Origin of the sequence: Candidatus Nitrotoga arctica (genome assembly GCF_918378365.1) — a bacterium.
In the GTDB taxonomy this organism is placed as follows: domain Bacteria; phylum Pseudomonadota; class Gammaproteobacteria; order Burkholderiales; family Gallionellaceae; genus Nitrotoga; species Nitrotoga arctica.
Genome location: NZ_OU912926.1, coordinates 1,699,948 through 1,721,738 on the forward strand (window position 1 = coordinate 1,699,948; position 21,791 = coordinate 1,721,738).

The following is a 21,791-nucleotide window of genomic DNA, read 5'->3' on the forward strand; positions in this document are numbered from 1 at the left end:
AAAAATTTATTTCGTGCAATACGTACCAACTTGTCCTACACCATCTATTGGCTTTACTTATGTAAAGTGAGGGCAGTATTCTAAACAATTCAAAAAATAATTGCCAAACAATGCGCTAACTTGCGCATTGTTAAATTTGACTATTGTCACTGCTGATGAAGTTCAAACCAAGTAAACTTCACATCTGATTGATTACGGAAGAAGTAATGCTTCTAGAGATTTCCTTATGCAGATGGAGTGAGCACGGTCGATACGGCCAGTGGCAGCATATCGGGGTAGTCTTTGCTGTAATGTAATCCACGGCTTTCGTGCCGAGACAATGCGCTTTGTACGATAAGATCGGCCGTTAACACCAAATTACGTAATTCGAGCAAATCAGCTGTAACATGAAAATTGGCGTAATATTCGTTTATTTCCTCATGCAATAATCGGATGCGATGCTGTGCGCGTTGCAATCTTTTAGTGGTGCGCACAATTCCGACATAGTCCCACATGAATTGGCGTAATTCTGCCCAGTTGTGCGAGATAATAATTTCTTCATCGGCATCGGTCACGCGGCTCTCATCCCACTGCGGCAGTGGAATTAACTGACTTTGCGGCGTGGCCAGTATGTCACGCGCAGCAGCCTCGGCAAATACCATACATTCCAGCAGTGAATTGCTCGCCAGGCGATTGGCCCCGTGCAGGCCGGTGTGAGCGGTTTCGCCCACAGCATAAAGATTGGCGACATCGGTGCGTCCATGCAGATCAGTAACGATGCCACCGCAGGTATAGTGCGCTGCCGGCACCACTGGTATGGGCTGGCGCGCGATATCAATACCCAGTGACAGGCAGCGCGCGTAGATGGTAGGAAAATGCGCTTGCAGAAACTCTACCGATTTATGTGAGATATCAAGATATACGCAATCTAAACCACGCTTTTTCATTTCGAAATCGATGGCACGCGCGACGATGTCGCGCGGCGCGAGTTCGGCACGCTCATCATGAGCAGGCATGAATCGTGTGCCGTCGGGCAGTTTCAGGATGCCACCCTCGCCACGAACCGCCTCAGAAATTAGGAAAGACTTGGCGTGCGGATGATATAAGCAGGTCGGATGAAATTGAATGAATTCCATGTTAGCCACCCGGCAACCGGCACGCCAACCCATGGCAATGCCGTCGCCAGTGGCAGTGTCTGGATTGGTGGTGTAAAGATATACCTTGCCAGCACCGCCGGTGGCCAGAATTGTGTCATGAGCAGCGATGGTGCTGACTTCGTCGCTCAGGCTGTTGAGTGCGTAAGCGCCATAGCAATGATTATGTGTGTGGCCAAGTTTATTGCCAGTAATCAGATCGATGGCAATGTAATGTTCCAACAGCGTGATATTGGGATGTGCCAGAACTTTTGAGGCGAGAGTTTCCTGTACGGCATGGCCAGTGGCATCGGCGGCGTGGATGATACGTCGATGACTGTGACCGCCTTCGCGTGTCAGGTGATAGCCGGTATCAGTATTGGCATCACGTGTGAACGGCACACCTTGCCCAATTAGCCAGTCGATTGCCGGCTTGGCGTGTTCGATAACATAGCGCGCTGTAGCTGGGTCACAGAGACCAGCACCAGCAGTCAAAGTATCTTGTATGTGCTCGGCTAGAGAATCTTCTTGCGACAACACGGCTGCGATTCCGCCCTGTGCCCAAACACTTGCACCTTCCAATAAAGATTTCTTGGTGATGATGGCAATTTTTCGCTTATCGGCCAGTTTCAATGCCAATGAAAGTCCGGCCAGTCCGCTGCCTATAATTAAAATATCAAATTGCAGCATACTAGTTTAGTACTTCATTTATCTTCAACCAAGCTTACGATTGGCACGAATGATTTTAAGGAAATTATCTTAATTACGCAGACTAAAATACATAAATTCATGTTTTTGTTAAATTTTAACTATAACAAATCTTGCTCGTTCAAAAATGACCACTGCTATACCTTAAGCACGTTCCATGCGCTTCGAGTCTGGCTACTCGATAATCTTAATAATAAATTGTGATAAGTGATGTTTATTAGCCAGTCTCTCATCGAAGGCAGGGATAGGTAGTTTATGTCATATTTGAGGGGCTTGAAGCGACTCGTGGAATGATATTAAACTTATTGTTTAATAAGGCGTGATTGTACCACTTCACAATTTCAATTAAATTTAAATTGATTTTTATAGATTTGTGAATTTCCGGCTTGTATTCCCAACTCTTGAGCAAAGGCTGACTGATAGCCAGCCATCGTAAGAGCGCAGATTAATGCTCAGATGCTTGCGGCGAGGTTGCTTAGTTAGTGTAAGCCAGATAGGTTGCTGGCGGTACCAAACAAGATCATTTGCGGCGCATCAGTCCCATTATAAGTGAGATGACAAACAAGATAAGAAAGATGAAGAACAGAATCTTGGCAATCTCACTCGCACCGGCTGCAATACCAGTAAAGCCGAGTAGAGCAGCGACCAGTGCTATAACTAAAAACACAACAGTATAGTGCAGCATGATATTTTCCTTTCTTTGTTGGTCGGTCGACCGGATATTGCCACGTTTGAAGACCGACCTTTATCCTTATTTGACCCGCATATCATTTTTTACCGATTTCACACCTTTGACGTCGCGTGCAACATCGGCCGCCTTGTTGATATCAGCTTGGGAATTCACGAAACCACTCAGTTGTACTACGCCCTTGAAGGTTTCAACGTTGATTTCAGTGGATTTCAGGGAGGGCTCATTGAAAACTGCCGCCTTGACCTTGGTGGTCAGGACGCTATCGTCAATATATTCTCCTGTCCCTTCTTGTTTTGATGTAGCTGCGCAGCCCACAAAAAACACCAACAAAGCAGTCAGAAAAAAAGTGGAAAAACGTTTAAATTGTGTCATGGGAAGCCTTTTAAGTGAATGATGATACTAAATTGCCTCTCGATACTGGAACCAGAACAGAATCAAGAGGCCCGTGTTCGCAATCTTCGTTGCGTTGAAAATAGAAATTTCGATTTCATTGTCCATCGAATAGCGGACTAAAAATAAATTTAGAGCAACTCGCTATATTTTGCCCATCAGCAACAGAATGATCAGGATCAGCAACACCAATCCAAGACCACCGCTAGGTCCATAACCCCAACCTTGGCTGTGAGGCCAACTTGGGATCGCGCCGATCAGTAGCAGGATCACAATGATTAATAAAATTGTTCCGAATGTCATTTCATAATCTCCTAATAATAATCATGATAGCGTAACGCATGTAAAATCTATCACAGCCCCACAATGTCGTTTTTATCGACACCTAGAAAGCAGCCTTCCAGCTGCGTCTCCGTCGAGACAAGCCAACAACCATCTGTTGATTTCCGCAGTCATCGCCATGCCCTTGATAAAAAGTATGATTTAAACGAAAGCGATCGTCTGTGCTCCACCGCACACAGAACACGATTTCTACTCGTCGTAGACAAAGGCACTTATCCTGGAAGGATCTCGTTATCTCATGCTTTCGCAGATGCCATACCTAATGGTGCGCACAATATAGCCCATTGCAAGCACCAGACACATGTCCGCTCGCCCCTTTTATGAATCTGGCTTTCAAACACATCAGTAGCTAGCTTCTATTCGTGGAATTTGGAGAGGAGTACGTAATGGGCATACAATTAGTCGTTATTTCCCATTAGCATTAATCGCATGATTCATGCGGCTAGTCAAACATCTGGCTGTGCGATATCGCAGAATCAGCCACTATATCAACTTATTGTCTTCGTCTAGCGTATGCGGCTCGTGCTTCCAAACGATCTAAGCTCATGCAATTGTTCCAAAGAGCGCGCCAACGCCGGCGGTCAATCCCATGGCTAGAGCACCCCAAAATGTGACGCGTATTGCACCTATAGCCACTCGCGCTCCACCGGCCCACGCAGCCACACCACCCAGAAGTGCAAGGAACACAAGTGAAGTAACTGAGATGAGGGGAATCAAGCTTGCGTTCGGGGCCAATGCTGTGACTAAGAGAGGCATGGCTGCTCCAACAGCGAAGCTGACTGCTGAAGCAAAGGTAGCCTGAAGAGGACGCGCATTAAGCGTTTCAGATATCCCAAGTTCGTCGCGAGTGTGTGCGCCAAGCGCATCATGTGCCATGAGTTGATCGGCTACCTGCTTCGCAAGCGCAGGATCAAGGCCACGGCCGATATAGATTGCAACCAGTTCTTTGCGCTCGCCAAGATCATCTGTCTCAAGTTCTTTTCTTTCACGCTCAATGTCAGCTTGTTCGGAATCTGCCTGTGAGTGGACGGACACGTACTCACCTGCAGCCATTGACATGGCTCCTGCGACAAGACCGGCAACTCCCGCGAGCAATATGCTGTCGTGGGTTGCATGTGCAGCTGCAACACCCAGTATCAAGCTGGCCGTGGAAACGATACCGTCGTTCGCCCCCAATACTGCGGGACGAAGCCAACCGATTTGTCCAGTGAGGTGTCTTTCCATATGGCGTGAGCGCATTTTTTTAATGTTTCCGTGAAATGATGCGTGTTAATTAAAAAATTTGTGAGAGGCGGCAATTTTATTGCCGTCGTAATTATTTTTTCAGCAAAATTCACGATTTTAAAGATGGATCAAATATTATATGAAAAGGCATCACCCCGAGTACTGCATGGTCCTGATGGATGCCCATATTATCGCAACGGCAGTAGTATCGAGAAATAACGATGCGATGCAGGGAATGATGATTTATACCTGAGTCAATTCAGGCGATAATAACAATTATACTGTTTTCGGTTCTAATACTTTAACGTGCACTTTACTCAAAAAAAAACGTTTATTAAAAAGCGTATTCACGGGTGCTAAGCCCATACAGAACAAAAGGATAGTAGCAATATGATGCTTATGCTTAGCAACGATGATGGTTATTTTTCACCTGGGCTGGCTTGTCTTGCGGAAACGTTATCTACTATTGCCGAAATAATAGTGGTAGCGCCAGAGCGCGACCGCAGCGGTGCAAGCAACTCACTGACGCTGGATCGCCCGCTCAATTTACGTCGTGCAGCCAACGGTTTTTATTACGTGAATGGGACGCCGACCGACTGCGTGCATTTGGCAGTTACCGGCATGCTGGAGACTCAACCGGATATGGTTATCTCCGGTATTAATGCGGGTGCCAACATGGGTGACGATACAATTTATTCAGGCACGGTGGCAGCCGCCACGGAAGGCTTTTTGCTGGGCATCCCGGCCATTGCCGTATCGCTCGCGAGCAGGACGTTGGCGCATTACGATACTGCGGCACGTGTGGTGGCTGACTTGGTGCAGCAATTTGAAAAACGCACTCATTCTCTCCCATGGTTACTCAACGTGAATGTGCCAGACATTCCCTACGAACAATTGCAAGGCCGCGAAGTGACCCGCTTGGGCAAGCGCCATAAGGCTGAGCCAGTGGTAAAGGGTACCAATCCGCACGGGGAGACTGTGTATTGGGTCGGTGCGGCTGGCAAGGCTCAGGATGCGGGTGCGGGCACGGATTTTTATGCCATTGCTCAGCGCCGTGTATCAATTACGCCATTACAGATGGATCTGACACAATATAGCCAGCTCGATGCGGTGGGAACATGGCTGGCAGGTGACGCCGCATGAGCGGACGCCATAGTGGCATTGGCATGACCTCGCAGCGCACACGCGGGCGGTTGATCGAGCGGTTGCGTGCGCAGGGGATTGAGGATGAGGTTGTACTGGCTGCAATGAATGCGGTGCCGCGCCACATTTTTATTGACGAAGCGCTGGCCAGCCGCGCTTATGACGATGTGTCGTTACCGTTGGGTTTTGGTCAGACCATTTCGCAACCTTATATTGTGGCGCGCATGGTCGAAATCCTGCGTAATGGCATGGCACTAAACCGCGTATTGGAAGTGGGTACCGGTTGCGGTTATCAGGCAGCGGTGCTAGCTCAGGTGGCACATGAAGTATATTCAGTGGAACGCGTACAACCTTTGTATGAACGCGCGACAGGCTACATGAAAGAATTGAAGGTAAAAAATGTTATCTTGCGTTATGCGGACGGCAACATTGGTTTGCCGGCAGTCGCACCGTTTGATGGCATCATTATGGCGGCAGCCGCTACGCATATATCCCAGGCATTGCTGGAGCAGTTAGCAGTGGGTGGTAGAATGGTGCTGCCATTGGGCGCGCAGGAACAGTTTTTATGCCTGATCGAGCGTGGGGCGCAGGGCTACCGTGAAACTCGCTTGGAAGCGGTGAAATTCGTGCCACTATTGATGGGGAAAGTATGATACTGACAAAATTCACTTTTCGATTACGGTCCATCGTTATTGCCGCAGTGCTAGTGGCAGGTTGTTCTTCCAGCGGATCTCACGCGCCTGTAGTGGAACATGGCGCAGAACGCGAAATAGCACGCGGAGTCAAGTTGAAAAAACCGGTTGTACCGGTAGTTGCGCCAGCCATGAAAGCTGTGCCACGCGATAAAGACGGACGTCCGCAGGTTTACGTGGTACAAAAAAGCGATACTTTGTACAGCATAGCCTTCAACTATGGTCTCGATTATCGCGAAATTGCCGAACTAAATAACATTCAGAATCATAGCATTATTCATGTGGGTAAGGAGTTACGTTTGCCCTCTGCCAGTACTTCGACCGTGGTTAAAACCATGGTTGAAAGTAAGCCTCTGGAAATTCCCGTCAAGAGTCAACCTAAGGTGGTCAAGCTGCCATATACCGAACAGGCTGTGGCACAAATTGAAAAAATGCAGGAAGATCCGCAAAAATCCGAACCTCTGATGGTGACCAAAATTCCGTCTAAACCTGAAATCAAACTGGAGGCCAAGATTGATGGGATTACCGATGACAATGACAGTACGTTGGAGTGGGGTATACCAACGGTGGGAACATTAATAAGCGAATTTTCTGAAACCGCCAGCCGCAAGGGAATCGATATTGCAGGTAAGTTAGGCCAGGCGATAGTTGCCAGTTCGGCGGGCAAGGTCGTCTATAGCGGCAGTGGGCTGCGCGGATATGGCAAACTGGTCATCATCAAGCATAACAAGGCTTATCTTAGCGCTTACGCCCACAATGACCAGCTACTGGTAAAAGAAGGGCAGAATGTAAGCAAAGGACAGAAGATTGCAGAGATGGGCAATACTGACACCGATCAGGTCAGCCTGCACTTCGAGATACGCCGCTTTGGCAAGCCAGTTGATCCGGCCAAATATCTACCACTCGTAAAATCTTGAGTAACGCTGGTCTTGATGTAACCGACCACAGTCGCGACAGCGCGGGTTTACGCTATGTCTATCCCGTAGTATCGCGGCGGGCGGGCGGGGTGTCAGTTGGCATCAATCTCAATACCAATAATGCCTGCAACTGGCGCTGCATATATTGCCAGGTGCCGGAACTCAAGCGCGGCACAGCTCCGCCAGTTGATCTAGCATTACTGGAGCAGGAGTTGCGTGGTTTTCTTCATGAGTTATTGCACGGTGATTTCATGCTGCGCCGCGTGCCAGAAGGGGCGCGCCGCATTAATGATATTGCCTTATCCGGCAATGGTGAACCGACCAGCGCCAAAGAATTTGAGCAAGTTATAATACTCATCGCCAAACTGCGCCAAGAATTGGCCCTGCCCCCATATATCAAACTGGTTCTCATCACTAATGGCAGCCTTATGCACCGCAAAAATGTGCAGCAAGGACTACGCAAGATGGCACAACTCAATGGTGAAGTGTGGTTCAAGGTTGACCGTGTCAGCAAGGCGGGCACGCAACGAATCAACAACACCCGCACAAGTCTGGTTAAGGTGCGCGAAAACCTCGCCACCGCCATCACGCTGTGCCCGACTTGGCTGCAAACCTGCTGGTTCATGCTGGATGGCGAGCCGCCGGGCAAGCAGGACGAGGACGATTATCTGAATTTTCTAGCCACATTACTGCATGACAATATCAAACCTGAAGGTGTGTTGCTTTACAGCCTGGCACGCCCCACATTGCAACCGGAAGCACCGAAACTGGCTGCGTTGTCAGAGCAACAATTGGAAGGGTTCGCTACGCGCATTCGAGCGTTAGGAGTAGAAACGAAGGTGGCAACATGAATTAGGGAAAAACAGTCATCAAGCATGTAAGTTTTTTCGATGCTGAACCTGTACCCATGTCGTATATGAAGCGCGCGGTTTGGTGCAACGCTAGCCATGCCAACCCTGATCCTCCCGACGATTCAAATGAATGTTCGTGCCGGAGCATTTTCCGCCAGCGGAGAGCAATGAACCATTACCTGAAAATTTCGCTTAATGCTTCATAGTTCGAACGATAACTAGGCTATCCTGCATGACTCGGTGTGAGATAGATATGCAGATATCAAAGTCATACGGCTTTTCAGATTTTTTGAAAAATAAATCCGCTGCAATTAACCACGCACTTAGAGAATGGCTCGTCTGTCTTTAGGTATAATCCGCGCCTCATTTATTTCTTGAACACACCATGAGCATTTTGGTCTGGATTATTACCACCTGCATTGTAGGTGGGACGTTAAGCGTAGTATGTGCAGCATTATTCGCGTTTAATAACCGTACACAGAATTATCTTGGTGGCATGGTGAGTTATGCAATAGGTGCGCTGCTTGGAGCAGTATTTCTCAATATTTTGCCCGAGGCAATCAACCTAACCCCCAATGTAGCTATTTTGAGCGGTACGGTGTTGTTTGGCATCCTGCTGTTTTTCATTCTGGAAAAATTGGTGCTATGGAGGCATTGCCACCATGAGCATTGTGAAGCACATCTAACAATCCATGCAGAGCATGGATACGACCATGGACGCAGTGGCATGATGATTATAATAGGTGACACTTTCCATAATTTTGTGGATGGCATCATCATAGCAGCAGCTTTTCTTACTGACGTGCATCTGGGCGTCGTCACAGCACTGGCCATCATCGCACACGAAATTCCGCAAGAAGTGGGGGATTTCGCTATCCTACTCCACTCAGGTTATAGCAAACTGCGTGCCTTTCAATTGAATTTGATATCCAGCTTCGCCTCTGTGGCAGGCGGCATACTTGGATACTTCACCTTGCAGACCATGCAGTCGTGGATTCCATCGCTGTTGGCACTGGCCGCTGCGAGCATGATTTATGTTGCGGTAGCAGACCTGATACCTGGTTTACACAAACGCGTGCAGCTACGCGATACCTTGCAGCAAGTGGTGCTGATTGTATCGGGCGTAGGGACAGTGTGGTTGATGAGCGTGTTAATGGTAGAGTAAAAAACGTTTCCTCCTGCATTACCACATACCACTTTTTGCGTAATTAGTGCAGTGTAGACAAAGCTGGCTGCGGGAAAGACAATGTTCAATCCAATATATAAAGTTAAAACATGAGCAAACAAAACACAGCGCCACGCGTCGGCTTCGTATCTCTCGGTTGTCCTAAGGCGACGGTGGATTCCGAGCATATTCTTACTCGTTTACGCACCGAGGGTTACATTATTTCTCCCAACTATGCGGATTCCGATCTGGTAGTAGTTAACACTTGCGGTTTCATCGACAGCGCGGTGGCAGAATCGCTTGAAGCAATCGGCGAAGCGCTGGCCGAGAATGGAAAAGTTATTGTTACTGGCTGCTTGGGTGCCAAGGGCAATGTGGTGAAAGAAACGCATCCCAAAGTATTGGCAGTCACTGGTCCGCATGCGACCGATGAGGTAATGGAAGCTATCCATGCCCATTTGCCCAAGTTGCATGATCCATACAGCGATCTGGTCCCGCCGCAAGGCATACGGCTGACACCCAAGCATTATGCTTATGTGAAAATTTCCGAGGGCTGCAACCATCGCTGTACCTTTTGTATCATCCCCAGCATGCGCGGCGATCTGGTGAGCCGTCCGGTGGGTGACGTGATGCAGGAAGCGCAGAATTTGGTGAACGCAGGCGTGAAAGAATTGTTGGTGATCTCGCAAGACACCAGTGCCTATGGCGTGGATGTAAAATATCGCACGGGTTTCTGGGGCGGTCGGCCGATCAAGACGCGTATGACCGAGCTAGTGCAGGCGATGGGCGAACTGGGCGTATGGGTGCGATTGCATTACGTTTACCCTTATCCACATGTAGATGAAGTCATCCCGCTGATGGCGCAAGGAAAAATTCTGCCCTATCTGGATATCCCTTTTCAGCACGCCAATGCACGCATTCTTAAGTTAATGAAACGCCCCGCCAGCAGTGAAAACGTGCTGACGCGCATTCTGCAATGGCGCAAAATCTGTCCGGACATTACTTTACGCAGTACTTTCATCGTCGGTTTCCCCGGCGAAACAGAAGAAGAATTTAAAGAGCTGCTCGATTTTCTCGAAATGGCTCAACTGGATCGCGTCGGTGCATTTATGTATTCACCTGTGGAAGGTGCAGTGGCCAATAATTTACCGGATCACATCCCACTTGAAATCCAGCAAGAACGTTTGGGCCGTTTGATGCAATTGCAGGAAGAAATCAGTGGCGAACGCCTTGCATGTAAAAAGGGCAAGACCATGCAGGTGTTGGTGGATGAAGTGGATGAGGAGGGTGCAATTGCACGTAGTTCAGCTGATGCACCAGAGATTGATGGTCTGGTTTATATCAGTAATGGCCAGACATTAAAGGTAGGTGATTTTGTGAATGTCCGAATAACTGCTTCGGATGTTCATGATCTGTGGGCGGAAACGGTTTAACCTATCAACCGCAGGTATAGCGAGTAAATGAAATGTTTCGACTTGAATACATGATTTGCCCGGGTAAATTCAGTTCTCACAGATGGAAGAGATGAATTGGACGAAATTTCTCCAAGAGATATGGAAATCCGATTTTATATCTTCAAATACGATTTTTTTCGTATTTATCGACTGATCGGTACGCCTTGCTTTGCTTTAATTTGTTCGTCATTTATCAGATTTAGATCGAAAATTTCTTTAGCTACGGTAGGTGGAAAACCTTCACGTGGCACGGCACGCGTGTGCAACATTAGATCAATGAAATATTGATCTAATGGAGGCGACCCCCATAACTCTATGATCTTACTAATAATATGTGGAAAATTCTGTTCCAATGTGTGCGGATATTTGTCTTCAGCACCATCTAATAGCTCCAAAAGTTTTTTATTCATAAGTGACTCCAAAAATAACAACCAGCAGCATATTCTAATCTAAATCCCCATTCTTTTTATACGAAAGGTAATATTTCAGAACGTTAATTACCCCACTATTTTTCACTAGTCTGAATACTTTCTGGAACTACTAGAATGTTTTGAGAGCCGATTTAAATAGGTTGACTAGGGCCTGGATTTCAGACCTTCAAGAGAAGGACTAACCACACTATTTAATGGCTAGCCATCTATAGTACATCGTGTATTTGAAACTGTTATTCAAGCAATTTATATGTAAAAAAGTAAGGCCAGCATTGAGCTGGCCTTACTTTTAAACGAATTTTTTCATTCATTGCTACTAAACGTAGTTTACTACCTTCCCATGGGATATCTCTCTTGGGAGTTCATTCCTGGATTTCCCAATTGATTGAATGGTCCATTAGGTCCGGACTGAACAATACTGGTTTGATTGGAAACATGAGAGTAACGGTAAGTTTCAGTTGGTTGATTCTGAATCTCAAATTGGCTTCCGCTTGGCTGAACTCGACCATCTGCGCCCATAGGCTGGACTCTGCCACCAGATGGGCCATAGGACATCCCAGTGTTGGTAGATACACCAGAAGTAGTCACACCAACCATCGAATCAGCGTTTGCCAAAGAAACACCCAAAGCGAAACAGGACATAAGTGTGATATTTATAAGACTCTTTTTCATGAAAAGCTCCTAAATATAAAGTTGGAAGGATAGTTGTATAGGATCAAGGTCGCCTTGACTTGCGTATAGTACCAGTTAACCAGAAGCTGTAAATAGTTTTGTATGTTCATTTGTAGCAATTGTTTGGTAATTATCAGTCACTCGAAAAAATGATAACCGAATCAAAGCATATACGACATGCCAAGCTGATCTAAAATCATTCAAGCAGGCCGATGACCTATTGATCAACCACAATAAATATCAAGATATTATCTTTGAACAGCCTCTTAAAGTCTCAAATTAATGCATAAATTAAAAGCACAGTCTTTACAATTCCTTTATTGCTCTTCTGTCAGCTCATCTCCGTCCAGATCAACTTGACCATCTTTAAACACACGACTGGCAAAGATTTCTTCGGCTTCAATGGTCATCAAATCAATTTTAGTGAGATTTTTCTTGGCGCCGGCGAATAGGCGGTTAGCTTGGCGCATACGTGCGCGGTCCAGTGCGTTGCGGATGGAACGGGCATTGGCAAAATGCTCCAGCTTCATCCGTAGCGGAATATATTCTGCAAATGCTTTTTCCGCTTCCGGGCTGAAACGATAATTTTGCGCTGCCAGCATTAGCTTTGCGATGATAAGCAATTCTTCTGCTGAGTAATCAGGAAAATCGATGTGATGCGCAATGCGCGAGCGCATGCCGGGATTGCTGTGGAAAAATTTATCCATCCGGTCTTTGTAACCGGCCAAAATAACGACCAGATCGTCCCGGTTGTTCTCCATTATTTGCAATAGGATTTCAATAGATTCAGCACCATAATCCCGTTCGTTTTCAGGCTTGTATAGGTAATAGGCTTCATCTATAAATAACACGCCGCCCATTGCTTTTTTAATTACTTCTTTTGTCTTTGGTGCCGTGTGTCCAATGTATTGACCGACTAGATCATCGCGTGTGACTGATATCAAATGGCCTTCACGCACATAACCCAGGCGATGCAGTATTTCAGCCATGCGTAATGCGACCGTGGTTTTTCCGGTGCCAGGATTACCCGTAAAGCTCATATGCAGCGTTGGGGAAACCGCTGACAAGTTGAGTTTCTTGCGAACGCGATCTACCAATAAGAGTGCTGCGGTTTCGCGGATGCGTGTCTTGACTGGCGACAGACCAATCAATTCTCGATCAAGTTTAGCCAGCACTTCCTGTATGTTAGAGTTGCGAAATTCGGCGTCCAGATCAACCGGAGTGTCGTCGGGAAGAATGAGATTTTTTGAGGGTTCGTCCATTTATTTATCCTTTTAAATCAATCGGCTGTTAAAATTTCCCGCATTATCATTCTGCGTATTTTTAAATAAGTATATATTTAATTTGGAACGGCAATTTTTAAAGAAGCAAATTCTTTATCGCCAAGTTCTGAAGAAGACTATTTACAGAGCATTTCAACAGCTGGTTAAAAAACGGGTACGGCATATGCCGTACCCGCAATTGCTTAGTACCGCTCGCCTTCAGGCTTTTCAGTTGCGTAGGAATGGACGGTGTAGCGTATGCTACGACTATCCACTTCCTGGCGCACGAGCTTGAAACCCGGCTCTTTTTTAGGACGGTTTACAATGTAAGACATGGTTGGACTTTCTATTCCGTGTGCTGAACTAAAAGCCACAACCCGGATGTAATGATTCGGGAAAGTCTTACGGCAATTGTTGACTTCCATCAAAATTCCTGCGGGATCTTTAAGGTCGAACATGGGGTTGCCGAACATTTCCCAATAGGTATTGCGCGGGTGCGGGTCGTCGGTGTATTCAACGGCTAGCGACCAGCCAGATTTCAGCGCATATTTAATTTGTGCTGTGATTTGTACATCAGTCAACGGGGGCAGAAAAGAAAACTGCCCTTGCGTGATCTGATTTCCAGGATTGGTCATCATAATTGATTCTCCTTGATATTAATTAAACGCTGGTCGTGGCAGAAGGAACAAAGTCGGGGGTGTCGGTAGACTCGTAGTTGAAGCTGACATCTTTCCACGTATCCAATCCTGCTTTGAGCGGAGCGCACCATTTGGCTGCATCCTGCAGAATTTGCGGACCTTCGTTCCAAATGTCGCGACCTTCATTACGTGCCAGAACCATGACTTCCAGTGCCGTACGATTTGCTACCGCACCTGCCTGAATTCCTTGTGGATGTCCAATAGTACCGCCACCGAATTGCAGAACTACATCGTCGCCGAGATAGGTTAGCAATTGGTGCATTTGACCAGCGTGAATTCCACCGGACGCTACTGGCATACATTTATTGAGGGAAGCCCACTCTTGTTCGAAGAACAGACCTTTCTCCAAATTGATAGGAGTATGTATATCGAGCAGCGTGTCGTAATAGCCTCTGATCATCAGAGGGTCGCCTTCCAGCTTGCCCACAACAGTACCAGCATGGATGTGATCCACACCCGCCATACGCATCCACTTACAAATAACGCGGAAGCTCATACCGTGATTTTTTTGGCGAGAGTAGGTCGAGTTACCCGCACGGTGCAAGTGCAGAATCATGTCGTTCTGACGTGCCCAAATCGCCATCGACTGAATAGCAGTGTAGCCGATAACAAGGTCAATCATGATGATGACCGAACCCAGTGATTTGGCAAACTCAGCGCGCTTATACATTTCTTCCATCGTGCCAGCGGTAACATTAAGATAATGTCCCTTGACTTCACCGGTTGCAGCAGAAGCTTTGTTCACAGCCTCCATGCAATACAGGAAACGGTCACGCCAGTGCATGAAAGGCTGAGAATTGATGTTCTCGTCGTCTTTCATGAAATCCAGGCCGCCTTTTAGGGCTTCATACACTACGCGTCCGTAGTTACGGCCGGAAAGACCGAGTTTAGGCTTAGTAGTTGCACCCAATAGGGGACGACCAAATTTGTCCAGACGTTCACGCTCGACGATGACACCGGTGGCGGGACCTTGGAATGTTTTGAGATATGCAACCGGGATACGCATATCTTCGAGGCGTAATGCCTTCACTGCTTTCATACCAAACACGTTACCGATAATGGAGGCAGTCAAGTTGGCAATCGAACCTCCTTCGAACAAATCTAATTCATAAGCGATATAGGCAAAGTACTGGGCTTCAGTTTTGGTGCCCTCGCCTGTATTGGGGACAGGATCACAACGGTAAGCTTTGGCGCGATACATTTCGCACGCGGTCAAACGGTCAGTCCACACCACCGTCCAGGTGGCAGTGGAAGATTCGCCTGCCACTGCAGCAGCAACTTCCTCTGGATCCATACCTGGTTGCGGTGTAATACGGAACATTGCGAGCACATCTGTGTCTTTTACCTTGTAATCAGGCTCCCAATAGCCCATTTTCTTATAGGGTAGAACGCCAGATTTGTAGCGTTCTTTACCTTCTTTCATCGTTTCAGATGCCATGGTTATCTCCAATTATTGAAAAAACCGCACCGCGCCCTCCTGCGTAAGCTGGCGGGCAATACTCATTACGATTAATGGGTATTAGTTTCAGCGCGTGGGATGTACAGTACCTAATATAATCCATAAATAATAGTCAATTATATTGATGCTAACTATAAGTATTGATTATAATCAAACGATGTTACATTTAACTATCCGCCAACTTAAAATTTTCGATGCCGTAGCACGGCATTTGAGTCATTCTCGTGCGGCCAAAGAATTGTATCTCAGCCAGCCTGCAGTCTCCATGCAAATCAAGCAAGTTGAACATAGTGTCGGCTTACCCCTATTTGACCGAGTGGGTAAGCAGATACACCTGACTGAAGCAGGACAGGAAATGCTGCATTACACTCGCAACATTGCGCAGCAACTTGAGGAAATGGACGCTATGTTTAGCGAAATGAAAGGGCTGGAACATGGCCGTTTGAATATCTCTGCAGTCAGCACTGCTAGTTATTTCATGCCTCAACTATTGGCTAAATTTATCCAGCAACATCCTAAGATCAGCGTAAGTCTGCATGTTGCCAATCGTGATGCGGTAATAAGATTGCTCGCTGATAATAGTGCCGACCTTGCTATCATGGGTCAGCCACCGGAAGGTACAGATATGTTATCGCAGCAGTTTATGCAAAACCCGCTGGTCGTTATCGCTGCACTCCATCACCCTTTGACCAAGGTGCGCAACATCAAGCCCAAGCAATTGGCACAAGAAGTTTTTTTGCTGCGCGAGCAAGGGTCTGGCACGCGCGGGGTTGTAGAACGATATTTCGCCAGTCACCATTTGAAATTGCCTACTCATATGGAAATGGACACTAATGAAGCAATTAAGCAATCGGTGCAAGCCGGCATGGGATTAGGCATCATCTCCTTGCATGGCATCGAACTGGAATTGGAAATCAAACGTCTTCAAGTACTGAGTGTGGATCATTTTCCTATCATGCGTCACTGGCATATCGTACAGCGCAAGAGTAAACGCCTTTCCACTGCTGCGCACGTATTCAATCAATTTTTGCTGAATGAAGCTGAGAGTTTGGCATCACAAATACCGAGCAAGCGAAGCAGCACTAAGTAAATAACAAATCTTGGTTGCCTGCCGACATTATTTTAGGCGGCAGGCATTGAGGCAGTATTTCCTAATGTCTCGCTCCCATTCTTTGCTCTCACGGTATAATCGCACTCCTTTTTTCTCGGCGATCCAGCCTGAATGTTGATTTTTCGTGGACTTAACTCAACAGATAAAAAGCCAGTTGCATTAACTATCGGCAATTTTGATGGAGTACATCTGGGTCATCAGGCGCTACTCAAGCAATTAAGGATGGCAGCGCAATTGCTCGGACTTCCGACAGCAGTGCTGGTATTCGAGCCGCATCCGCGTGAATTTTTTACACCGCAAGAGGCTCCTGCGCGGCTGACCAGCATGCGCGAGAAGCTTGAGTTTTTCGCGACACTCGATATAGATCGGGTATATGTATGTCGCTTTAACAGCAGTTTTGCTCAGATGAGCGCAGTGGATTTCATTCATGCTCTGTCTGATAAGTTGGCGGCGAAGTTTGTGTTGATTGGCGATGATTTTCGTTTCGGTAACCGACGTAGCGGCGATTTTGCGTTGATGGAGAAGATAGGCGGCCAGCAAGGTTTTAAAGTGAAGGACATGCACAGTGTATCGCACAGTGGCGTACGCATATCCAGCACGGCGGTACGCGCTGCGCTAGTTGAAGGTGATCTGCGTGCGGCACAGCGTTATTTGGGGCGGCCTTATAGTATCAGCGGGCGTGTGGTTCATGGCGATGGTTTAGGCAAGCAGCTGGGGTTCCCGACCGCAAATATCCAGTTGAAGCACAATCGGCCGCCGCTTACCGGTATTTTTGTAGTAAGGGTGCAAGGGGATGGTCTGCCATCAATGCAGGGCGTAGCGAGCCTAGGTGTACGTCCCACGGTGAAACAAAACGGCAAGCCAGTACTGGAAGTACATCTTTTCGATTTTTCGGGCGAAATTTATAACAAACATTTGCACGTAGATTTTCTGCACAAGCTACGCGATGAAGTGAAGTACCTCGACCTGCAAAGTTTGACACAGCAGATTGAGCTCGACGTGTGTAATGCAAAGCAATGGTTTATTCAACATGATTGATTATAAAAAAACTCTTAATCTTCCCGACACGCCTTTCCCCATGCGCGGCGATTTGGCCAAGCGCGAACCGCAGATGCTCGCTCAATGGCAGGCACAGCAACGCTATGAAAAAATACGCGCCACCAGCCTGGGGCGTCCCAAGTTCATCCTGCATGACGGCCCACCGTACGCTAATGGTGACATCCACATTGGCCATGCGGTGAACAAGGTGCTCAAGGATATCATTGTCAAAAGCAAGACTTTATCTGGCTTTGATGCGCCGTATGTGCCCGGCTGGGATTGTCATGGTCTGCCAATTGAATTGCAGGTGGAAAAAAAGCATGGCAAGGAGATGCCGCCTGCTCGCTTTCGCGAGCTGTGCCGCGAATACGCCACGGAGCAAATCGAGAGACAGAGAAAGGATTTTATTCGTCTGGGCGTGCTGGGTGATTGGAGCAATCCCTATCTCACCATGAACTACCAAACTGAGGCGGATATCATCCGCGCCTTGGGAGAAATATATAAGCGTGGCTATCTTTATCAGGGATACAAGCCAGTGAACTGGTGTCTGGATTGTCAGTCTGCGTTGGCCGAAGCTGAAGTTGAACATGAGGATAAAACTTCATCCGCGATTGATGTGGGCTTTAAAGTCATAAATAACGATTCATTGGCTAAGGCTTTTGGCGTGACTTTGCCGGGTGATGAAAAAGCTTATGCGGTAATTTGGACTACCACGCCATGGACGTTGCCCGCTAATCAGGCAGTAAGTGTACATCCTGATTTTGACTATGTACTGGTACGAACGTCACGCGGATTGCTGATACTGGCTGCTGATCTGAAACAAGCATGCCTGGATCGCTATGATTTTGATGGAGAAACACTCGCCACTTGCAAGGGCGTTGCACTGGATGGCATGCAATTACATCACCCATTCGATAAACGTTGGGTAAAAATTATTTGTGGTGACCATGTAACACTGGAGGCTGGTACGGGCTTGGTGCATACCGCACCCGCACATGGCCTGGATGACTATTTTGTTGGCCAGAAATACGGGCTGCCAAATGACAGCCCGGTGGGCGACGATGGCAAGTTCCTCCCCAACACGCCGTTGGTCGGCGGTTTGTTCGTATGGAAAGCGAATGATGTCGTGGTTGAAACACTTCAGGCCAGCGGGCATCTGCTGCACCTGGAAAAAATTCAGCATAGCTATCCGCACTGCTGGCGGCACAAGACCCCGATCATTTTCCGTTCCACCCCCCAGTGGTTTATCGCTATGGGCGGATGTGATGAATATGGAACGTTCCATTTCAATAACATACCTGATAAGGAGATGTCTTTTAGTGTACGTGCCCTCGCTAACCAGGCCGTTGAAGCCACACAATTTTACCCGGCATGGGGCAAGGCGCGATTGAAAGCAATGATTGCAAACCGTCCGGACTGGTGTGTGTCGCGTCAGCGTAATTGGGGCGTGCCGATGCCGTTTTTCATCAACAAGGTAACCATGAAGTTGCACCCGCGCACGCCTGAGCTGATCGAACAGGTCGCACAGCGCTTCGAGCAGCAGGGTATCGAAGCGTGGTTTTCGTTGGACGCTAAAGAGTTGCTGGGTGAAGATTCGGCGCAATACCGCAAACTTTCCGACACGCTGGACGTGTGGTTCGATTCCGGCACCACCCATGCGTCGGTGTTGCACCGACGCAAAGATTTGTCATTCCCGGCGGATTTGTATCTGGAAGGATCGGATCAACATCGCGGCTGGTTTCAGTCTTCACTGCTTACCTCCTGCGCCATGAATGACCGTGCACCATACAACGCACTACTCACCCATGGTTTTGTGGTGGATGGCCATGGACATAAGATGAGCAAATCCAAGGGCAATGTCATCGCACCGCAGAAAATTTTTGATACGCTGGGTGCGGACATTTTGCGTCTGTGGGCTGCGTCCACTGATTACTCCGGCGAGATGACCATCTCCGATGAGATTCTTAAGCGTGTGGTAGAAAGCTACCGCCGCATCCGCAACACCTTACGTTTTTTATTGGCGAACACTGCCGATTTCGATGTGCAGCGAGATGCCTTGCCAGTGGATGAATGGCTGGAGATTGACCGCTATGCTCTGGCGCTGGTAAGCCGGCTGCAGGCAGAGGTTAAAGACGATTATGCGCGCTATGAGTTCCATTTGGTCGCACAGAAATTGCAGACTTTTTGTTCCGAGCAACTGGGGGGATTCTATCTGGATATCCTTAAAGATCGTCTCTACACTACGGCGCAAAATTCGCACGCACGACGCTCAGCGCAGAATGCACTACACCATATTAGTCATAGCCTGGTGAGATTAATGGCGCCGATACTCAGTTTCACCGCAGAAGAAGCATGGGAGATATTGAGTGCCCAGCAGGACGTGAGCGTGTTTCAGCAGACATGGCTTTCCCTACCAGATTTGCCGAACACAGACGATCAAGTTTTAGTGCAAAACTGGACGACAATTTGTAACTGGCGTGCCAGAATAAATAAGCACATCGAAGAGGTGCGCGCTGCCGGGCTGATTGGCCAGGCGCTGGCCGCCGAAGTGAAAATTTACGCAGCGGGTGAAAATTTCGATGTGCTTGCCCGTCTTGGTGATGACCTACGATTTGTGCTGATTACTTCGCGTGCTACCCTGCATCGCGTCACATCTGAAGCGGAAGAGCACATTGAAGTAACGCCGAGCGTGAATATCAAGTGCGAACGTTGCTGGCATTACCGTGCCGATGTAGGCAGCGATCCTCAAAACGCTACTCTGTGTGGGCGTTGTGTCAGTAATTTATTGGGTGACGGCGAGGTGCGGAAGTATGCTTAAGCAAAGACTTCATTCCCTTCTATCTCTTACGGGAAAAGAATGACGAAGCCAGTTGGGAGAGGTGCAGGCTTGAAACACTGGTTAAGCTTGGCAACAGTAATAATCATCCTCGATCAGATCACTAAGCTGTGGATAAGCCAGATTTTTGTCTATGGTGAGAGTGTGGCGGTGACAGATTTTTTTAACTTGGTGCTTGTGCACAACAGTGGTGCGGCGTTCAGCTTTCTCAGCAATGCGGGAGGCTGGCAACGTTGGTTATTCAGCGCTGTCGCCGCGACTGCTTCGGTATGGATAATTTGGTTACTGCGCAAACATAAGCAGGAGAAACTGTTTTGTTTTGCTCTGACATTGATACTAGGTGGTGCACTGGGTAACCTGATAGACCGTGTTGCTTACGGTTATGTGGTGGACTTCCTGGATTTTTACTGGAACACTTATCATTTTCCAGCATTCAACATTGCAGATTCAGCGGTTACCTGTGGTGCGGGCTTGTTGCTATGGGAAAGTTTTACCAAAAAAACATAGGATATGTTCCTGCCTTCGCGAGTCTAAAAATTCAGAACTCTACAAAATGCAAGACGCTAAAGAAATTTGCAATGCTGCATATATCTGATATGCAAGCAATAGATCTGATTTCTTAGAGACATTTATTATTTATTGAAGAGATAAAAATGGAATTATTACTCGCCAATCCCCGCGGTTTTTGTGCTGGCGTTGATCGCGCCATCGAAATGGTCGAGCGTGCATTGGCTCTGCATGGTGCCCCAATTTATGTGCGCCACGAAGTGGTACACAACGAGTTTGTGGTTGCTAACTTGCGCAAAAAAGGCGCAGTGTTCATTGATGATTTAGCCGATGTACCAGCGGGTAGTATCCTCATTTTCAGCGCACATGGCGTATCGCAAGCGGTACGAAACGAAGCGGCGGCACGTGGTTTCACGGTATTCGATGCAACTTGCCCGCTAGTAACCAAGGTGCATAGCGAAGTTGCGCGCCTGCGCGAGCGGGGCAAGGAAATTATAATGATAGGCCATGCTGGCCATCCCGAAGTGGAAGGCACGATGGGGCAGGGCGACGGTAGCATGTATCTGGTGGAGTCGCCCGCAGACGCGCAGCTTCTGGACGTGAAAGACCCAACTAATGTCGCCTTTGTCACCCAAACTACCCTGTCCGTGGATGATACCGCTGCCATCATCTCGGTGCTCAAAACACGTTTCCCGGGCATTATAGGCCCCAGTAAGAATGACATTTGCTATGCAACGCAAAACCGTCAGGATTCGGTCAAACATCTGGCTAGCCAGTGCGACGTAGTAATCGTGGTGGGGTCGCCCAGTAGTTCTAATTCCAACCGCTTGCGCGAAGTGGCGCACAACATGAACGTTCCTGCCTACCTGATTGATAATGCGGGAGAATTGCAAGCAGAATGGTTGTCCGGAAAATTACATATCGGCATCTCAGCCGGAGCTTCCGCCCCAGAAGTGTTGGTGCAGGATGTGATTGCCCGGTTACAAGAACTGGGTGCCGAGAGTGTGCGTGAATTGGATGGCATTAGCGAAAATGTAGTATTCCCAATCCCCAAAGTGCTTGCCTGAGTATCTTGCGTAAAAATCTCA

Annotated in this window: 21 protein-coding genes; 11 read left to right on the forward strand and 10 right to left on the reverse strand. The window is 47.8% G+C overall.

Annotated features, from left to right (window positions below; genetic code table 11):
* Positions 1-224 precede the first annotated feature (224 nt).
* The 5 genes from nadB to MKZ32_RS07630 form a co-directional block, all read right to left on the reverse strand.
* On the reverse strand, positions 225-1,802 hold the full coding sequence (gene nadB / locus MKZ32_RS07610; protein WP_239796731.1) for an L-aspartate oxidase: 1,578 nt from the start codon (positions 1,800-1,802) through the stop codon (positions 225-227).
* 538 nt (positions 1,803-2,340) lie between these two features.
* Positions 2,341-2,505, reverse strand: a complete 165-nt coding sequence (locus MKZ32_RS07615) for a DUF1328 domain-containing protein (RefSeq protein WP_239796732.1) — start codon at positions 2,503-2,505, stop codon at positions 2,341-2,343.
* Positions 2,506-2,571: 66 nt separating this feature from the next.
* Entirely contained in the window at positions 2,572-2,883 is a 312-nt protein-coding gene (locus tag MKZ32_RS07620; protein WP_239796733.1) for a BON domain-containing protein, read from the reverse strand.
* Between the two features lie 162 nt (positions 2,884-3,045).
* Positions 3,046-3,204, reverse strand: a complete 159-nt coding sequence (locus MKZ32_RS07625; protein ID WP_239796734.1) for a DUF3309 family protein — start codon at positions 3,202-3,204, stop codon at positions 3,046-3,048.
* Between the two features lie 582 nt (positions 3,205-3,786).
* Positions 3,787-4,482: a VIT1/CCC1 transporter family protein gene (locus MKZ32_RS07630; RefSeq protein WP_239796735.1), complete on the reverse strand. Its 696-nt coding sequence runs from the start codon at positions 4,480-4,482 to the stop codon at positions 3,787-3,789.
* A gap of 375 nt (positions 4,483-4,857) precedes the next feature.
* Here MKZ32_RS07630 and surE point away from each other — a divergent pair, with 375 nt between their 5' ends.
* The 6 genes from surE to rimO all read left to right on the forward strand — a co-directional run bounded on the left by surE (position 4,858) and on the right by rimO (position 10,668).
* Positions 4,858-5,610, forward strand: a complete 753-nt coding sequence (gene surE, locus MKZ32_RS07635) for a 5'/3'-nucleotidase SurE (protein WP_239796736.1) — start codon at positions 4,858-4,860, stop codon at positions 5,608-5,610.
* Entirely contained in the window at positions 5,607-6,263 is a 657-nt protein-coding gene (locus MKZ32_RS07640; RefSeq protein WP_239796737.1) for a protein-L-isoaspartate(D-aspartate) O-methyltransferase, read from the forward strand. Before surE ends, MKZ32_RS07640 begins: the two co-directional genes overlap by 4 nt.
* On the forward strand, positions 6,260-7,219 hold the full coding sequence (locus MKZ32_RS07645) for a peptidoglycan DD-metalloendopeptidase family protein (RefSeq protein WP_239796738.1): 960 nt from the start codon (positions 6,260-6,262) through the stop codon (positions 7,217-7,219). The genes MKZ32_RS07640 and MKZ32_RS07645 overlap by 4 nt, the downstream gene beginning before the upstream one ends.
* Positions 7,216-8,070: a radical SAM protein gene (locus MKZ32_RS07650; RefSeq protein WP_239796739.1), complete on the forward strand. Its 855-nt coding sequence runs from the start codon at positions 7,216-7,218 to the stop codon at positions 8,068-8,070. Before MKZ32_RS07645 ends, MKZ32_RS07650 begins: the two co-directional genes overlap by 4 nt.
* Before the next feature lie 385 nt (positions 8,071-8,455).
* Complete coding sequence (locus tag MKZ32_RS07655; protein ID WP_239796740.1) at positions 8,456-9,235, forward strand: ZIP family metal transporter; 780 nt, start codon at positions 8,456-8,458, stop codon at positions 9,233-9,235.
* Between the two features lie 110 nt (positions 9,236-9,345).
* Complete coding sequence (gene rimO / locus MKZ32_RS07660; protein ID WP_239796741.1) at positions 9,346-10,668, forward strand: 30S ribosomal protein S12 methylthiotransferase RimO; 1,323 nt, start codon at positions 9,346-9,348, stop codon at positions 10,666-10,668.
* 164 nt (positions 10,669-10,832) lie between these two features.
* Here rimO and MKZ32_RS07665 read toward each other — a convergent pair whose 3' ends face one another.
* The 5 genes from MKZ32_RS07665 to MKZ32_RS07685 all read right to left on the reverse strand — a co-directional run bounded on the left by MKZ32_RS07665 (position 10,833) and on the right by MKZ32_RS07685 (position 15,190).
* Entirely contained in the window at positions 10,833-11,099 is a 267-nt protein-coding gene (locus tag MKZ32_RS07665; protein ID WP_239796742.1) for a hypothetical protein, read from the reverse strand.
* Between the two features lie 351 nt (positions 11,100-11,450).
* A complete protein-coding gene (locus MKZ32_RS07670; protein ID WP_239796743.1) occupies positions 11,451-11,792 on the reverse strand; it encodes a hypothetical protein in 342 nt (113 codons plus the stop codon).
* Between the two features lie 317 nt (positions 11,793-12,109).
* Entirely contained in the window at positions 12,110-13,054 is a 945-nt protein-coding gene (cbbX, locus tag MKZ32_RS07675) for a CbbX protein (protein ID WP_239796744.1), read from the reverse strand.
* 203 nt (positions 13,055-13,257) lie between these two features.
* Positions 13,258-13,692 (reverse strand): ribulose bisphosphate carboxylase small subunit, encoded by a 435-nt coding sequence (locus tag MKZ32_RS07680; protein WP_239796745.1) that lies wholly within the window; start codon positions 13,690-13,692, stop codon positions 13,258-13,260.
* 22 nt (positions 13,693-13,714) lie between these two features.
* Positions 13,715-15,190 (reverse strand): ribulose-bisphosphate carboxylase large subunit, encoded by a 1,476-nt coding sequence (locus MKZ32_RS07685; RefSeq protein ID WP_239796746.1) that lies wholly within the window; start codon positions 15,188-15,190, stop codon positions 13,715-13,717.
* A gap of 178 nt (positions 15,191-15,368) precedes the next feature.
* Between MKZ32_RS07685 and MKZ32_RS07690 the strand changes: the two genes are divergently transcribed.
* The 5 genes from MKZ32_RS07690 to ispH all read left to right on the forward strand — a co-directional run bounded on the left by MKZ32_RS07690 (position 15,369) and on the right by ispH (position 21,770).
* Positions 15,369-16,301 carry a LysR family transcriptional regulator gene (locus MKZ32_RS07690; RefSeq protein ID WP_239796747.1) on the forward strand — a complete coding sequence of 311 codons (933 nt, stop codon included), beginning with the start codon at positions 15,369-15,371 and terminating at the stop codon, positions 16,299-16,301.
* A gap of 132 nt (positions 16,302-16,433) precedes the next feature.
* Entirely contained in the window at positions 16,434-17,360 is a 927-nt protein-coding gene (locus MKZ32_RS07695; protein WP_239796748.1) for a bifunctional riboflavin kinase/FAD synthetase, read from the forward strand.
* Positions 17,353-20,178, forward strand: a complete 2,826-nt coding sequence (gene ileS, locus MKZ32_RS07700; RefSeq protein WP_239796749.1) for an isoleucine--tRNA ligase — start codon at positions 17,353-17,355, stop codon at positions 20,176-20,178. Before MKZ32_RS07695 ends, ileS begins: the two co-directional genes overlap by 8 nt.
* 69 nt (positions 20,179-20,247) lie before the next feature.
* On the forward strand, positions 20,248-20,703 hold the full coding sequence (gene lspA / locus MKZ32_RS07705; protein ID WP_239796750.1) for a signal peptidase II: 456 nt from the start codon (positions 20,248-20,250) through the stop codon (positions 20,701-20,703).
* Positions 20,704-20,849: 146 nt separating this feature from the next.
* The gene (ispH, locus tag MKZ32_RS07710; protein WP_239796751.1) at positions 20,850-21,770 is read left to right on the forward strand and encodes a 4-hydroxy-3-methylbut-2-enyl diphosphate reductase; all 921 of its coding nucleotides are present in this window, start codon (positions 20,850-20,852) and stop codon (positions 21,768-21,770) included.
* Positions 21,771-21,791 lie beyond the last annotated feature (21 nt).